Raw genomic sequence first — 15,244 nt, forward strand, 5'->3', positions numbered from 1 at the left:
GAATATGTTGCGTAACCTGATGCGTGGTATTGTGCTGTTGCTGGGTGTGTTAACCACCAATGCCTGTCATTCGCTGCCCGGGGCCATTACACTGGCAAGCGGCGGCAAAAGCAGCATGAGTATTATATTACCGCAGGAAGCAACAAAGGCAGATAAACACGCGGCAGAAGTGCTGCAAACCTACCTGCAGCAAATAAGCGGGGCCCGTTTGCCGGTAGTATCCGAAACAAATTTCAAGGGAAGTCAGGCAGTGTATATCGGCAAATGTGCAGCATCAAAAAACATAGCGCCGGGTATTACCGGTGAAGGGTTTGCTGTGGTGACCAATGCATCGGGCGTGTTTATCAAAGGTGCGTCGGGCAAGGCTGTTGTATATGGTGTGTATCATTTGCTGGATGAATACTTTGGCTGCAAAAAATACAGCGCAGCAACGGCACAGGTACCGAAACAATCTGCGCTTACCCTGCCTGCAGGCCTGCAGGATGTGCAGCAGCCCGCTATGGTGTACCGGCAAACATATTATCCGCCATCGAACAATGCAGAATACCTGGAATGGCACCGCCTGCACCAGTTTGAAGACTTGTGGGGTTTATGGGGACATTCTTTTTACAAGCTGGTGCCGCCTGCCGAATACTTCAAATCACATCCTGAATACTTCTCACTCGTTAACGGTCATCGCCAGGCTTCGCAGCTCTGTTTATCCAATGAGCAGGTATACAATATCGCCGTGCAAAACCTGAAGAAACGTTTTGCAGATAATCCCGATGCCTTGTATTGGTCTGTGAGTATCAACGACGACCTGGGTTACTGCACCTGCGACCAATGCGCCAAAACCGATGCAGAAGAAGGTGGCCCGCAGGGATCATTGATCCGTTTTGTTAACAGGATTGCGAAAACCTTTCCTGGCAAGCAGTTCACCACACTCGCCTACCTCTACGCCAGTCATCCGCCCAAGCAAACCAAGCCTGCACCCAACGTATACATCATGCTCAGCAATATTGATGCATACCGCGATAAGCCGCTGCGCCAGGCCCCATCAGCCGCGGGTTTTCGCAATGACCTGAAAGGATGGGCGGCACTTACCAAAAACATTTTTATCTGGGATTATACCACGCAGTTCACCAACTACCTTGCACCATTTCCCGATATAGACCTGCTGCAGAACAACATGCAGTATTTCCGCGAAAACAATGTGCAGGGAGTATTTGCACAGGGTAGTGGCGATACCTACAGCGATATGGCCGAGCTGGCCAGCTACCTGCAGGCAAAGCTGCTGTGGAATGCACAGGCAGATGCAACGGCAGTGATCCGCAACTTTTGCGACGGGTATTATGGCCCTGCTGGCAAATACGTGTACGAATACCTGCAACAGCTGCAGCAGAACCGGGATGCAGCCGCAAAGCCGCTGGATATTTACGGCAACCCGGTGAATGATTACAACGGTTATTTATCACCCGCCCATATCGATAGCTATTCTACCTTACTGGATAAGGCCGAAGCAGTGGTGGAAACAGACACTGCGTTACTAAACCGTGTACGAAATGTGCGCCTTTCACTGGAATACACCGTATTGCAGCAATCGCGCTTTTTCGGTATCGATAAATTTGGCTATTTACAGCCCGATGACAAGGCTGGGTATGCAGTAAGGCCTAACTGGCCGGCAAGAGTAAAACGCTTCGCAGAACAGGCTAAAAAGGCCGGTGTAACAGAACTGGCAGAAGGTGGTGTTAACCCCGATGCGTATGCAGCCGAATGGCAAACCATTTTCGCCAAAGGTTATACACCTAACCTGGCCTTGCATGCAACTGTGCAACTGGCCAATGCATTCGCACCCGAATACCCCGCTAAGAAAGAACAAACGTTGGTTGACGGCGTAACCGGCTATAATGATTTCAGCTATAACTGGCTTTGCTTTTACGGTACAGACCTGATTGCCACGCTCGACCTGGGTAAGGCCATCAACTGCAAATCCATCAGCATGCATTTCCTTGACGATCCGCGTCACTGGATATTTCTTCCTTCCGCCATTCGTATTGAAACATCTGCAGATGGTGTGCATTTTAAACAGGCAGGCCAGTTAACCAATACAGATGCAGTAACAGAAGAGCATTACAATGTATCCATCCGCAACAACAGCCTGCAATTGCCATCCCCTGTAAATGCCCGCTACATAAGGGTTTCAGCCATCAATCAAAGTGTATTGCCTGCATGGCGTTTCCGCGCCAACCGCAAGTCTATGTTGTGTTGTGACGAGATTTATGTGAACTAGTGAGTAAAAGCCGGTGAATAGTGAATAGTCAATAGTGAATAAATCAAAGTGCAGCAGCCGTGCATCAATTGAACCAATAAACCATCAAACTATAGTTCTTTCTAGTCTTTATATTTCTCTTTGATTTGTCCGCAGAGATCAGATTCGATCATTTTAATGGCGAGTTTCAGCATGTTCTGGAAGGCTTTGCCGTTGCTGATGCCATGACCAATGATCACGGGTTTGGCAACGCCCAGTACAGGTGTGCCGCCGTAATTTTCGTAGTGGAAACGGTGGAGATAATCGTCGTTGTGCAGGTTGCGCTGGCGGGCAATGTCGTAAATGGATTCTGCCATTTTAAGAATCACGTTACCGGTGAAACCATCGCAAACAATAACGTCGGCTTTCCCGGTAAATACATCGCGGCCTTCTACATTGCCGGTGAAGTTGATATCGGCATTTTCTTTCAGCAGGGGATAGGCGGCTTGTGCAAGCAGGTTGCCCTTGCCTTCTTCTTCACCCACATTCAGCAAGGCCACTGCCGGATTGCTTACGCCCAGGATATTGCTGGCGTATAAACTGCCGAGTACGGCAAACTGGTTCAGGTTTTCGGGTTTGCAATCGGTGTTTAAGCCAACATCAAGCAAAATACCGTTGCTGCCGTCTAATTTGGGAACCAGTGTGGCAATAGTTGGGCGTTGAATACCGGGCAATGCTTTAATGCTGTACAGCGTGCCTACCAGCATGGCGCCGGTATTGCCGGCACTGATAAAGGCATCTGTTTTGCCGGTGGCCAGCAAATGAAAACCGATGGCAATGCTGGATTGCTGTTTTTCTTTGAGCGCTTTGGTAGGATGCTCATGGTACCCGATGACTTCGGGAGCGGGGATAAAGCGAATTGCAGGATGTTTATCCAGCCCGTATTCCTGTAAAAGCGGAAGCACTTTATCTTCCTGGCCTATACAAAAAAAGGCCGCCGGAGCATGTACATTGTTTTCGAGATACAGATGCAAACCCTTCACCGCTTCCAGCGGTGCAAAGTCTCCTCCCATCATGTCTATTCCAATGTTCATGTCCGGCAAGCTGCAATTATATTATTCTAAAAGGTTACGCTTTCAGGGGAGCTTTTTCAGCTACCAGTTGGCCTTTGTAGTATAATTTACCTTCGCTCACGTGTGCACGGTGACGTACATGCGTTTCACCTGTAGTGGTATCCTTGCTCAGTGTAACAGCCTCAGCTTTGTAATGTGTTCTTCTCTTCGCGCTGCGCTGCTGAGAGTGTCTGCGTTTTGGATTTGGCATATCTCAAGTTTTAAAAAATCAACTAATGTTTATTCAAGATCTTTAAACTGATCCAACCCTTTCCAGATTGGATTAGTATCTTTTTTGGCCTGTTCTTCCATTTTTTTCAGCTTCTCCAGTACTTCTTTATTGCACCGGGGGCCGCCCACTTCATCTTCAGGACACATTTTCTGGTTGGGAATACTCAGGTTTATAAATTCATATATCCAGTCAGCCAGATACAAATGGCTTTCGCCTTTGCTGATGTAATACACATCAGGATCTTCTTCCTGGGTATTCATCACTTCCGGCTCGTCTACCATTTTAACAATCAGCCTGAATTCGTCCCATAACTGCATGGTAAGGGAATTTCCGCAACGGTCGCACAGCACTTCTGCTGTACCGCCGATATCGAATTTCAGCATCATAAAACCGTTGTGCTTATCCAGCTCCAGTTTTACCGTAGCCCTGCAATTCGAGAAATCCTGCTCGCCATACTGTGCAAAGAACTTGTCCTCAATCTGGTATTGATACTCATGAACACCCGGCTTTAAACCTACAAACGCTATTTCATACTCTCTCCGGTTATTCATGGCTGGCCAGATTTTTAGGGCTGGCAAAGGTAGCATTAATTCATATTTCTACCAAAGGAAAATTGGTTTTATGACCAATCTTAACGTAATTGTGGGCAGAATGAAGCGAAATTATACATTTTTATACAACCGGTATTCCCTCAAACGTACCTGGATCAGAAATGCTGTTTTGTTGTTCCTCGCCATTCTTATTTACCTCGCCGGCTATTTTCCTTCCGCTGTAGAATATTGGTATTCAGCTAATTGGTTTAAGCGCATTGCCTCCATTCAACGCACCCTGCTTGGCTGGCTGCCTTTCAGCGCAGGCGATCTGTTGTATATCTCCTGGGGGCTCGCATTAATAATAGGCGTTATACAATTGTTCCGGGTCATTTTCAATAAAACTTTTACCTGGCAATGGCTTTGGCTGAAGTTATCGCGCCTGGTGGGCAAGCTGCTGTTTATATATGTGTTTTTTTACCTGGTATGGGGGCTCAATTACAGCCGCCTGGGTATTGCCTACCAGCTGCATCTTGATGAGCAGCCTTACTCCACACCAACGCTCGATTCCATTACACAGGAGCTGTTGCACAAGACCAATGCGGCGCGACTGCAGCTGGGGCCGGATACCAATTATGTTTATCCTGACTACCAGGAAATTATTACCGGCACCAAAGAGGCCTACAGCAAGCTGGAGCAGCAGTTTCCTTTTCTTGCGTACCGCAGGGCCAGTATTAAACCGTCTATGTTCAGTGAACTGCTTATGTACATGGGTACCGCAGGTTATTACAACCCGTTTACCGGCGAGGCGCAGGTTAATATAAAAGTCCCCCCGGGTGATTTGCCCTATATTACCTGCCACGAGGTATCGCATCAATTGGGCTATGGAGATGAAAGTGAAGCGAATTTTGTGGGCTACCTGGCTGCCAAAGCCGCCGGTAACCCGGTATTTGCCTATTCTGTGTACACAGATTTATTCCGCTATGCCAACAGTGAACTGTACCTGCGCGATTCTTCTGCTGCCCGCCGCAATTACCGCGCACTTGATACCCTTGTAAAAATCGACCTCCGTGCACGCAGGCGTTATTATCTTAAATACAAAAATCGTGCTGAGCCGGTGATATCTTTTTTTTATGGCCAGTATCTCAAAGCCAATCACCAGCCCCAGGGTGTAGATACCTACAATGCCGTTACCGGCTGGCTGGTGGCCTACCGAAAAAAATACGGGGAACTGTAACGGGAATCGTCAGTCGAGAATCGGCAATCGTGAGTTGTCAGTCAAGAACCGACACATCGGGATATGATAGCAGAAAGCGATTTTTTTACCACAAAGCACACAAAGGGAAAGCCCGCAAAGATCACAAAGAGACGACCAAACGGCATTAAATCATCGTTCACCAATCAGCTAATTGCTAAAAGCTACCTGCTAAAAGCTTTTCTAAAACTTGTTCCGCCACATCATGCTTTCTACCGGTTTGTTGGGCTGGCCGCTGTATTTGGCGTCTGATTTCTGGTTGTATTTTACGGCAATTTCTCCGTCTACCGGGAAGTAGATCAGCTGGCCGATGGGCATACCTTTGTATACGCGTACCGGTTGTTTTACAGATATTTCAAGTGTCCAGTTGCCGCAAAAGCCCACATCACCCTTGCCGGCAGTGGCATGTATATCAATACCCAGGCGGCCGGTAGACGATTTACCTTCCAGGAACGGCACATGGGCATGCGTTTCCGTGTATTCTTCCGTTACACCCAGGTAAAACACATGAGGCAGCAGCAGGTATCCTTCTTCAGGTATTTCAAAAGAAGTGATCAGGTTGTGTTTGCGGGCATCCAGCTCAGCATCGTTGTAAGTGGCCAGCACAGCACCCAGGTGCACATCGTAGCTGTTGCTGCCAAGACAGGCACGGTTATACGGGGCAATGAGAATTGTGCCCTTTTCAATTTCTTCCAGGATGCGCGTATCAGATAAAATCATATAGTAAGGTTAGAAAGTACCTGTAAATGCCGCCGCATAAAGGTGCGCGGCAATTGTTTTGCAAATAAATCGTAAATCTGCAATCTAAAGACACAATTTTTTACAATGCCCTTGTTTTTTCAACAAGATATCAACGAAAACACCAAACTCGGTATCTGGCACATCACCGAAGACGCTGCTTTTTTTGAAGCGAAAGTGCCCAGTCACCGTGATATTACGCACCCGCACAAACGCCTGCAGCACCTCGCGGGGCGTTACCTGTTACAAGCACTTTTCCCGGGTTTTCCTTACCATGAAATGCTTATTGCCGATAGCCGCAAACCTTACCTGCCTGATGAACAATACCATTTTTCCATATCGCATTGCGGCAGTCATGCAGCTGCCATTGTAAGCCGAACACAACGCGTGGGAATAGACATAGAAATGGTTACCCCCCGTGTTTATAATATCCGCAACAAATTTTTACACAGCACCGAATGGGCGCGCGTACAGCAGGCTGCTCCCGGGCAGCCACAGCAGGAAGAGCTGCTTACCGTTTTATGGAGTGCCAAAGAAGCCGTATACAAATGGTGGAGTTTTGGCAGTGTTGATTTCAGCGAAGCCATACGGCTCGATACGTTCGATTATGCTCCCGAAGGAAAAATGAATGGCCGCTTTATCCGCGATACCACTTACCCCTTATCCCTGTACTGGAAATTGTTTCCCGGCATGAGCCTGGTGTGGGCGCTGGAAGCGTCAATTGTGAGTGAAGAACGAGAATCGAGAATCGACAGTCGAGATGATCTTAGCGAATTTTAATACTGCCACTTTCGCCGCAGGCAGATGCGCGGAATAGGCTTGCAGCTCGTAGCTAAAAGCTAAAAGCTTGCAACTATCCTCAGTCATCAAACCGGCTTTTCGATTTAGGGATAAACAGCAGGTTTTTGCGAAGCGTTTGTTTGAGTTGTGTTTTTACCAGCTGGCCCATGGTGTTGGCACGTGTGAATACCGGTTGCTGAAAGTATTGCGCCAGTTCGGTGCGCAGCTGGCTTATTTTTTCCGGCTTTGAAATCGTGTCGTCATGCATAATGTCGAGCAGTTCTTTTACACGATACCGTGATGATACCAACCGGATGGCCATCAGTGTTCTTTCTTCTGTCTGGTACTGCGCAATGGAGCTTTTATCGAGGTGCTTCTGTGCAAGCTCTACCAATGGATAATTCTCTTTAAAAAACTGCGGCAGGTACAACTTTTTTAACCCTTCATACGATTGCTGGTCAAAATCGATAGAGCGGATGCGGTATTGCACATCTTCAATATCAGGTGTTACATTTACAATAAAATTGTACGAACGCATATCGCCCAGCAGCCGCACAAAGCAACGCTCGTTGAACTTGACAAATTCTTTCGCCAGCCTGATGGGATTGATGTCCTGTTTGTGCAGGTGTTCCTTGATAAACACATCACCCGGTATGCCGGGAATATGTTCTTCAATCAGTGTGTTGCTGTGTGTTAAAAAAGTGATGCGATCCGGTGACAGCAGGTGTTCCAGCTCCAGGCCATACACGCGGCTGGCATCTGCCGGTTTAACATAGTAGTGATCGTAGTTGTCATTAAACTTGTTTACGATGCGTATGCGAAAAGGCTGACTGTTGCCAAAGCTGCAAAAGTCTACCCGCGCCACATCAAGATGGTTGACAAAACTCAGGTCACCTTCTGTTTTTAAAATGGCATACATGCGCACCAGGCTTTCGCGCAGGTAGTTCCAGTCATGACTGTCATACGAAACCGTTTCCCATAAACTGTTCCTGCCATTTTTATCCTTGAGCGGAACAGAATACACAAACCGCTGCAGATCTGCATATCCCGCAGGCAGCCGCACTTCACGCCCGTGTTTCACCAGGTAATGACGCAGGTAATCGTTCACCGGGAAAATCGGTTTCTTTCTCGATGGGCGGATGTGTTCAATATGTTCGCGTTCTATGTAAAACATTGGGGACAGCGCGCAGGCGCTTTAGGTTTAAAAGTTCAATTGTTTAATTGTTCAATTGTTCAATGGCTTTATTCACTATTGCCTATTCACTGGCTTTCGTATTCCCTCACCACCTTAATCCAGCAACGGGTCCGTATCATCAATCAGCGTAAGGTTTACCGCATCTGTACCTGCGATGCCTTCAATAGAACCCTTGATGTGTGCTGCATTCAGCAATACCTTTTCCAGTTGTTTTTCGCGTGCCTTCCATAGTTTTTCCATGGCGTCACGTTCCCGCTGTATGCTGAGTTTCATGCTCATAAAACCTTCACGTATCGCCTTCCATTGTTCACCAAATTCATTGCTGATTAAATAGTCGTACAGCATCACCATTTTATCGCCTTTGTTTTCCTGGCTTTTGCGTGAATCGGCCAGTTTAATCAGTGCGTTGCGTAGCACCAGGGCCAGGCTTTTTACTTCTGCAAACGTGCAAATGTACACACCGTCTTTTTCACCAAAGCGATCCATATCTTTCGGGAAAGCCTGTGTTACAATCACCGCAATATCTGCACCCAGACTGCGCATATCGGCCTTCAGCTTTTCAATCCAATCGTTCGAGAAACTAAGGGTGCGTTTGCTTTCATAAATAATGCGGCCGCATTCCTGTCCAAACTGGTTGCGAACGTTTTGAATACAATCCGCGCCGCGCACACCTTTGCCTACTTCTTCAATTTTATCGAAAGGGAAACTTGCCTGCAGCATTTCTTCCAGCAGCAGTTCCTGCACTTCACCCTGTAACTGCATACTGCCCTGTTCGGCTTTACGGCGCATTTCTTCAGCCAGTTTCTTCTGGTCTTCCAGTTGCTTTTCCATCTCGCGCAGGCGCAGCTGAAACTCGGTTTCCTTTACCTGGTTGCGTTCCATTTCTTCCTTCCGTATTTTTTCACTGAGCTGGTTGCGTTCTTCCAGCAGTCGTTTCTGCATGTTTATTTCCAGTTCTGCTTCCCTGTTCAGCAGCTCCTGTTGTTTTTGCAGAAACTCCAGCTCTTTCCTGCGTGCCTCTTTCAGTTTTTCTTCATTGTCGGCTGCGCTTTGCTGCAACATCTTCAGCTGGTTTTCGTAATCACTCGTCATGCTGCGGCGGATGCTTTCTTCCAGCTCTTTCTGCAACTGTTGTTTTTCAAGCTGTGCTTTTCGCTCGGCATCTGCCTGCTGTTGCTGCAGCTGGCGTTGAAATTCGGTTTCTTTCTTTTTAAACTCGTCGTCTTTTGTTTTTTGCCAGTCTACCATTTTTGCACGCAGATCTTTCTGAACCTGGTCGCGGATAGATTCACCGGGATCGAAGCTGTTTCCGCAACTTGGGCAGGTTACCACATAAGCCATAACATATTTTTTTACAATAATAACAGATTCCTGCGACACGGCAGGAGCGGGGTAAGATAGTCGTTTTTTTCTTCATATGGTAACGCTGTATTGTATTGTGTGATCAGGTGCATTGCCGTGCGCAAACGCAAAACCCAACTGTTTTTAAGCTTTAACGGCTGCTGGCCGCGCCGTTACAAGGATTCCCCTATTTTTGCGCACTTTATTTTGCGCACATTACATGAGAAACAGGGCTTTGTTAAAAGAGTGGTGGCTAAGGTTTGCGGGCAATCCTGTGGATGTGCCTTTTGAAAGCAGGATATTCCATTCCTTTTCTTTAATTATTATGGGGGCGCTGGGGTTTGAAACCATTTTCAACCTCATTGTTGGTTTGTATATATCCACGGTTATCACTGCCGTTATACTGGTGGCGCAGTTCCTGCTGTTTTATCTATCCCGTAAAAAAGGCAAACTGAACCTGGCTGTAATGCTATCTGCCATTGAAACCCATGTACTCATTGGTGTGGGCTATTTTTTCAGCGGGGGTGTGCAGGGTTCTTCCTTACTCATGTTTGCAGCTGTATTATTCCTGATCATCGCTATTGTAAGCCAGCGTAAATGGATCTGGTGGTTTTCGCTGAACCTCATACTGGTAGCGGGTTTGTGCGTATATGAATATTACCACCCGGGTATTGTAAAACAACAGAATTATACGCGGCTTGAACTGTTTGTAGACAATAGCGCTTCCTACATCATTGTTGTTACCCTGCTTACTTTCTGCATTATCCAGATACGCAGGGGATACAGCGAACAAAAATCACTCACCGAAAAGCAAACGCTTGAACTGCAGCGGCTCAATGCAGAGAAAGACAAACTGTTTTCGATTTTGTCGCACGATTTAAGTACGCCGTTGAACTCGGTAAAGCAATACCTGCACCTGTTGACTGAAGTTGACCTTGATGCAGCAGAGCGGCTGGATATGGAAAAGGGCTTGCTGGTAACTACCGAACACACACAGGAGCTGCTGAATAATTTATTAAACTGGTCGCGCAACCAGTTGCAGGCAGTAAAAGCCAACCTGCGTGAAATAAACCTGCAACAGCAATTGCATAAAACCATTGGCATAGCAGGCGTAACAGCCGTAAACAAAGGCATTGCGCTGCATACTGCCATTGATGCGAATATTATGGTAACGGCCGATATAGATATGATTCAGCTGGTAGTGCGCAACCTGCTGAACAATGCCATCAAGTTTACACCGGCAGACGGCAGGGTGGCCCTTACTGCAGCAGTGCAAAACGGCTGGTGTACCCTTTCGGTTACAGACAATGGCATCGGCATTCCCACAGATAAACAGGCGGCCATATTTTCACTCGTGGCTGCTGCTACGTATGGTACCGAAAAAGAAAAAGGAACAGGACTTGGATTAATGTTGTGCAAGGATTATATGCAGCTGCAGGGTGGCAGCATCTGGTTCAGCAGTACCGAAGGCGCAGGCGCTTCGTTTCATATTGCGCTGAAAGGGCGTGTGGTGTAACTTACAGCTGTTTTCTGAGCCAGCGGTACAGGTATCGTACAGAATGCTGCCCAGGCATTTGTTCACGCAACAGTCTTTCTATTTTTTGCCCCGATGCTACGGTATACAAACGGTTCTCTTCCATAAAACGGTTGATGAAATGCAACATCTCAAAGCCATGGGTGTGATTGAGCTGGTTGTAATCGGCGAAAGAAGAGGTGGCCGGCGACCAGGTGTAGTGGTACTGTAAATCATTTATCCGGAATCGGCTCATGCTGTACAGGTTTAGAGTTTGAACAATGATCGAATTTACAACGTTCATGTCAGATGGCGTACGCTGAACAAAACTGAATAAATAAATGAAGGATTTTTATTGATGTAATTACGCTGACTTATCTACACTTCCATCGTGGTTGCCTTGTTGATTGGTATGTTTCTAAATGCATTGGTGCCTTCCACCGATTGCTGCAGGCCAAATACCAATGTTACTTCCACCCCGTTGTTACCGGCAATGTGTAATTGCCCGTCGAGCTGTTGTGAAAACAATTGCATCAGCTGAATGCCCAGTGAGTTGCTGTTTTTCGGGTTGAAATTCTCCGGCAGGCCCCGGCCATTGTCTTTAATGCGCAGCAGTATTTCCTGCCCGTTCAGTCGTTTGGCAGTGATGGCAATGGTACCTTTCTGACTACCAGGAAACGCATATTTCACCGCATTGGTAATGGCTTCATTCAGAATTAAACCAACAGGCACTGCCTGTGATACATCCATGTTGATCTCATCCAGCAACAGGTGAAAATAGATTTTTTCAGCCCCTGTAAAACTATCGCGCAGGGAAATCATCAGCTCCTGTATGTAAGATTTTAAATTGATCATGGTGCCTGTATCGGGCTGATACAGTTTCTGGTGAATGATGGCGATGGCCTGCATGCGCTCGCGGCTGTCTTGTATGGCCTGCAGGGCAGAAGCATTGTCGAGGTAGCTGGATTGCACATTCAGCAGACTGATCACAATCTGCAGGTTATTCTTTACACGGTGATGTATTTCACGTACCAGCCATTCCTTCTGGGCTACCAGTTTTTGCTGTTCTGCCAGCAGGTATTCCAGCTTCTGGTTTTTGTTGTTGATCTCTGTTTGCTGTGAGCGTAACTGTATGTTGTGTTTCTGTTTAAAACGGTAACCTGTAAATGCCACAGCCAGCAGTATCAGCGCCGAAATAACAATAATGTCGCGGCTTAGATTGGCCTTGCGCAGGCTAACCTCCTGTACAAGACTGTTATTGGTAAGCAGTGCAATATTCTTTTCTTTTAGCTGCAGCTCCTTGTCTTTTTTCTCTGTTTCATATTTTATCTGCAGTTCTTCAATCTGTTTGCCCTTGGTATCGTTGTACAGTGAATCATCAATGCGTTTGTGCAATTCAAAATGACCAATGGCTGCCAGGTAATTGTGCATCGCAGAATCTACCTTAAACTGCTGACCGTGAATTTTGCTGAGCGTAAGCGGGCGTACCGAGCCGGCCGGCAGCGAGAGTATTTTTCCAAAGTAAAAGCCAGCTTTTTCGTATTGTTTCGTTGTTACATAAAAATTACCCATGATCTGGTTGTAGTGAATAAAATCAGTCACCATCTGGTAATTGGTGCTGTAGTAGGTACGGTTAAAGCCGGTGATCTTAAACATATCCATCATGGCTATGTAGTATTGCTCTGCTTTTGCGTATTGCTTTAAAGCGGCATAACAGTTACCAAACCCTTCGCTTAAATCTACTTTCTGCGCAAGGTTAATGGGTGGCACTTCGAGCATGGTTTTTTTCAGCAATACCAGGGCTTCTGCGGCCTTGCCCTGTATTACCAGGTCGTAAATAATCAGGCTCAGGTCTCCGTAAAAGTCTTCGAGCCTGCCGTTCCTTTTTAAACGCGTTAATGCTTTCCAGGTCCATGCAATGCTTTGGTCGTACATGCCCAGGTCGGCATAGGTGAGTGCCAGTTTGGAATAATAATAATCTGCACGTGCCGTATCGCCTGTGAGCTCCATGTTTTTAATAAGCTCAATTTTATAGAAGAGTTCTTTGTGCAGGTCGGTTTCCAGCTTGCTTACTTCGGCCAGCAGTTCATAAATATCTGTCAGTTTTTTTACGCCGTTGGCCTTGTATTGATCCAGCACCTGCAGCAGTTCTTTTTCGGCGGCATCCAGCCTGCCTTCCTTGATATGTGCATATGCAATGTTTTTGAGTGTATCAAGTACACGTATTTTATCAGGCACGGGTATAAACAGCAGGCGGGTATCTTCAAAATGCTGGATATTATCGGGCACAATGGCTTTGTTGTTACCGCTGGTGAGTGCAATAAGTTTGTTCCAGTATAATTTTTCCAGTTCTTTATCGCCCGATTTGTGGTACTGGTCAATAATGTGCATGTAACAGGATTTGCCATGTTCAGGATCGCCTGTTTCATAATAATAGCTGCCAAGCAGGGCCATGGCTTCGTTTTGCCATTTGCCGGAATGAAGGGTATTACTGAGTTGCTGCGCGCGTGAAAAGCAGGCGTATGCGCTGTCGAGGTCATCGATAAATGCACCGGGCCGCTGCAGGTAATAATCGCCCATTTGCAGCAGGGCTTTAATACGGTTGGTGTCCTGGCCGCTTTTCTGTACGCGGAACAACAACTGCTTTATTTCCGGTGAGGAGCCGGCGGAACCTTGTCCGTAGGCAAGAATATTGGCGATAAGCAAACCGGTTGCAAGCAGTAACGGCCTCAGCATGATAGAACAGCAGTTTGGAATAAAAATACCGCTTTTTCAACGGCAAAATATGGTTGAACACAGCAAACTGAGGTATAAATTAGCAATTTAGACGAATGGTATGAACAATGCGCCGGAACAGGGAAATTGTATGGCATAACCCGCTCATCTTACATCATTTGCATATTTTTTTGGAGGAGCGAACTATTCTGCTATATTTGCACCCCGCGCGGCGGTGGCGAAATTGGTAGACGCACTACTTTGAGGTGGTAGCGCCGTAAAAAGCGTGGCAGTTCGAATCTGCTCCGCCGCACTTTGAAACCCGTTCTTTACGAGCGGGTTTTTTGTTTTTATGTCCGGTCGCTCAGCAGCCATCGCACTAATCCACCAGCGCCGGCAATACAATTCTGAATGTTGTGCCCTTGCCCGGCTCGCTCCATTTTACAAATATTTGCCCCTGGTGGTATTGTTCAATGATACGTTTGGTGAGTGTAAGGCCCAGTCCCCAGCCGCGTTTCTTGGTGGTAAAACCCGGATTAAACACCTTGCTCAGGTTTTTGGCCGGTATGCCTTTGCCGCTGTCGGTAATATCTATAATCACATGGCTGTGTGCCGCGTGTACATGCACATGCAGGCTGCCTTTACCTTCCATGGCGTCCAGTGCGTTTTTGATGAGGTTTTCGATAACCCAGTCAAACAGCGGCGCTGATAACATGGCATGCACAGTTTCCCTGTTCTCAAAATCAAGTTGAAACCGGATGCCTGCACCGGCTTTTTTACGCATGTAATTTACCATGTGCGTAACCTGGCCCAGCAGCTCTTTTTTCTCCAGGCTGGGCTGACTGCCGATTTTTCCAAAACGGTCAGATATCAGTTGCAGCCTGGTTACATCTTTCTCTATCTCTGTGGCAATGGCCTCGTTACCGTTTTCATCTTTCAATACCTCCACCCAGCCCTGCAGGCTGCTTACCGGTGTGCCCAGCTGGTGCGCTGTTTCTTTGGCCATGCCCACCCACAGCTGGTTTTGCGAGCTTTTATGGCTGGTGCGTATCAGCAACAGGGTAATTACAATAAACAGCGAGATAATGATCAGTTGTACCAGCGGGTAGTATTGAATTTCCTGCTGCAGCACACTGCGGCCATAGTAGTATTTATTGGCCTGGTAAGGCTGTTGCGATACCACCATTACAATAGGGGCGTGCAGCGCTTTAAACGAAGCCAGGGTACGCCGCAGGTATTGCGGGTTGTTGCGTATGCTGTTGCTGTCGAGGTTAAGATAGTTGTTGGTGATGCTGTCTTTCTCGTCGGTTTCAATAATGGGGATATCCACGTTTTCAGTAGATATTTTGGAGGCAAGGTTAAGGCTGGTCTGGTCCGTAGCACTGAGAATGGTGCGTTGTGCCTCTACCCACGCATCTACTTTTTTGCGTTCATCGGCAGCAATTTTGCCGGTTAAATAACGTGAATACACAATGGTGCCGGCCACAATAATGATGGCAGCCAGCGCCAGTACCGTCTTCCAGTTAAGCCATGCACGTATCATGCTTCTAATGTAGCTTTTTTAATGGTGTAAAGCATGCGGCAGGTACAAACAAAATAAGAAAGG

General features: G+C 47.0%; 13 protein-coding genes and 1 tRNA gene. 5 read left to right on the forward strand and 9 right to left on the reverse strand.

Annotation, left to right across the window (positions count from 1 at the left end):
* Positions 1-4 precede the first annotated feature (4 nt).
* Entirely contained in the window at positions 5-2,269 is a 2,265-nt protein-coding gene (locus DXN05_RS08735) for a DUF4838 domain-containing protein (RefSeq protein ID WP_116846837.1), read from the forward strand.
* Positions 2,270-2,370: 101 nt separating this feature from the next.
* On the opposite strand, the gene plsX is transcribed toward DXN05_RS08735, so the two are convergent.
* Genes plsX through DXN05_RS08750 form a run of 3 tightly spaced genes read right to left on the reverse strand, consistent with a single transcriptional unit; the run spans position 2,371 to position 4,122 of the window.
* Entirely contained in the window at positions 2,371-3,321 is a 951-nt protein-coding gene (gene plsX, locus DXN05_RS08740; RefSeq protein ID WP_116846838.1) for a phosphate acyltransferase PlsX, read from the reverse strand.
* 34 nt (positions 3,322-3,355) lie between these two features.
* Positions 3,356-3,550: a 50S ribosomal protein L32 gene (rpmF, locus tag DXN05_RS08745; RefSeq protein ID WP_116846839.1), complete on the reverse strand. Its 195-nt coding sequence runs from the start codon at positions 3,548-3,550 to the stop codon at positions 3,356-3,358.
* Positions 3,551-3,579: 29 nt separating this feature from the next.
* Positions 3,580-4,122 (reverse strand): YceD family protein, encoded by a 543-nt coding sequence (locus DXN05_RS08750; RefSeq protein ID WP_116846840.1) that lies wholly within the window; start codon positions 4,120-4,122, stop codon positions 3,580-3,582.
* A 70-nt stretch (positions 4,123-4,192) separates the two neighbouring features.
* On the opposite strand from DXN05_RS08750, the gene DXN05_RS08755 reads away from it, so the two are divergent.
* Positions 4,193-5,338, forward strand: a complete 1,146-nt coding sequence (locus tag DXN05_RS08755) for a DUF3810 domain-containing protein (protein WP_158559177.1) — start codon at positions 4,193-4,195, stop codon at positions 5,336-5,338.
* 201 nt (positions 5,339-5,539) lie between these two features.
* On the opposite strand, the gene dcd is transcribed toward DXN05_RS08755, so the two are convergent.
* A complete protein-coding gene (gene dcd / locus DXN05_RS08760) occupies positions 5,540-6,076 on the reverse strand; it encodes a dCTP deaminase (RefSeq protein WP_116846842.1) in 537 nt (178 codons plus the stop codon).
* 105 nt (positions 6,077-6,181) lie between these two features.
* Between dcd and DXN05_RS08765 the strand changes: the two genes are divergently transcribed.
* Positions 6,182-6,874, forward strand: coding sequence for a 4'-phosphopantetheinyl transferase family protein (locus DXN05_RS08765; protein ID WP_116846843.1), 693 nt, complete (start codon positions 6,182-6,184; stop codon positions 6,872-6,874).
* 79 nt (positions 6,875-6,953) lie between these two features.
* Here DXN05_RS08765 and DXN05_RS08770 read toward each other — a convergent pair whose 3' ends face one another.
* Positions 6,954-8,048, reverse strand: a complete 1,095-nt coding sequence (locus tag DXN05_RS08770) for a hypothetical protein (protein WP_116846844.1) — start codon at positions 8,046-8,048, stop codon at positions 6,954-6,956.
* Between the two features lie 114 nt (positions 8,049-8,162).
* The gene (locus tag DXN05_RS08775; protein WP_116847148.1) at positions 8,163-9,410 is read right to left on the reverse strand and encodes a DUF2130 domain-containing protein; all 1,248 of its coding nucleotides are present in this window, start codon (positions 9,408-9,410) and stop codon (positions 8,163-8,165) included.
* Between the two features lie 220 nt (positions 9,411-9,630).
* Between DXN05_RS08775 and DXN05_RS08780 the strand changes: the two genes are divergently transcribed.
* Complete coding sequence (locus DXN05_RS08780; RefSeq protein ID WP_116846845.1) at positions 9,631-10,926, forward strand: sensor histidine kinase; 1,296 nt, start codon at positions 9,631-9,633, stop codon at positions 10,924-10,926.
* 1 nt (position 10,927) lies between these two features.
* Here DXN05_RS08780 and DXN05_RS08785 read toward each other — a convergent pair whose 3' ends face one another.
* Together DXN05_RS08785 and DXN05_RS08790 are read right to left on the reverse strand one after the other, a co-directional pair.
* Positions 10,928-11,179 (reverse strand): hypothetical protein, encoded by a 252-nt coding sequence (locus DXN05_RS08785; RefSeq protein ID WP_116846846.1) that lies wholly within the window; start codon positions 11,177-11,179, stop codon positions 10,928-10,930.
* A gap of 122 nt (positions 11,180-11,301) precedes the next feature.
* Complete coding sequence (locus DXN05_RS08790) at positions 11,302-13,659, reverse strand: tetratricopeptide repeat-containing sensor histidine kinase (protein WP_116846847.1); 2,358 nt, start codon at positions 13,657-13,659, stop codon at positions 11,302-11,304.
* A gap of 208 nt (positions 13,660-13,867) precedes the next feature.
* Between DXN05_RS08790 and DXN05_RS08795 the strand changes: the two genes are divergently transcribed.
* A tRNA-Leu gene (locus DXN05_RS08795) sits at positions 13,868-13,951 on the forward strand.
* A 66-nt stretch (positions 13,952-14,017) separates the two neighbouring features.
* Here DXN05_RS08795 and DXN05_RS08800 read toward each other — a convergent pair.
* Positions 14,018-15,181 (reverse strand): sensor histidine kinase, encoded by a 1,164-nt coding sequence (locus tag DXN05_RS08800; RefSeq protein WP_116846848.1) that lies wholly within the window; start codon positions 15,179-15,181, stop codon positions 14,018-14,020.
* Positions 15,182-15,244: the final 63 nt, after the last annotated feature.

Origin of the sequence: Deminuibacter soli, assembly GCF_003412455.1 — a bacterium.
Lineage (GTDB): Bacteria > Bacteroidota > Bacteroidia > Chitinophagales > Chitinophagaceae > Deminuibacter > Deminuibacter soli.

Excerpts from the sequence above, each read along its gene's own strand:
- DXN05_RS08735 (WP_116846837.1), top strand. The coding sequence starts at position 5 with ATGTTGCGTAACCTGATGCGTGGTATTGTGCTGTTGCTGGGTGTGTTA.
- dcd (WP_116846842.1), bottom strand. The coding sequence starts at position 6,076 with ATGATTTTATCTGATACGCGCATCCTGGAAGAAATTGAAAAGGGCACA.
- DXN05_RS08750 (WP_116846840.1), bottom strand. The coding sequence starts at position 4,122 with ATGAATAACCGGAGAGAGTATGAAATAGCGTTTGTAGGTTTAAAGCCG.
- DXN05_RS08780 (WP_116846845.1), top strand. The coding sequence starts at position 9,631 with ATGAGAAACAGGGCTTTGTTAAAAGAGTGGTGGCTAAGGTTTGCGGGC.
- DXN05_RS08755 (WP_158559177.1), top strand. The coding sequence starts at position 4,193 with ATGACCAATCTTAACGTAATTGTGGGCAGAATGAAGCGAAATTATACA.
- DXN05_RS08770 (WP_116846844.1), bottom strand. The coding sequence starts at position 8,048 with ATGTTTTACATAGAACGCGAACATATTGAACACATCCGCCCATCGAGA.
- DXN05_RS08800 (WP_116846848.1), bottom strand. The coding sequence starts at position 15,181 with ATGATACGTGCATGGCTTAACTGGAAGACGGTACTGGCGCTGGCTGCC.
- DXN05_RS08785 (WP_116846846.1), bottom strand. The coding sequence starts at position 11,179 with ATGAGCCGATTCCGGATAAATGATTTACAGTACCACTACACCTGGTCG.
- DXN05_RS08790 (WP_116846847.1), bottom strand. The coding sequence starts at position 13,659 with ATGCTGAGGCCGTTACTGCTTGCAACCGGTTTGCTTATCGCCAATATT.
- plsX (WP_116846838.1), bottom strand. The coding sequence starts at position 3,321 with ATGAACATTGGAATAGACATGATGGGAGGAGACTTTGCACCGCTGGAA.
- DXN05_RS08765 (WP_116846843.1), top strand. The coding sequence starts at position 6,182 with ATGCCCTTGTTTTTTCAACAAGATATCAACGAAAACACCAAACTCGGT.
- DXN05_RS08775 (WP_116847148.1), bottom strand. The coding sequence starts at position 9,410 with ATGGCTTATGTGGTAACCTGCCCAAGTTGCGGAAACAGCTTCGATCCC.
- rpmF (WP_116846839.1), bottom strand. The coding sequence starts at position 3,550 with ATGCCAAATCCAAAACGCAGACACTCTCAGCAGCGCAGCGCGAAGAGA.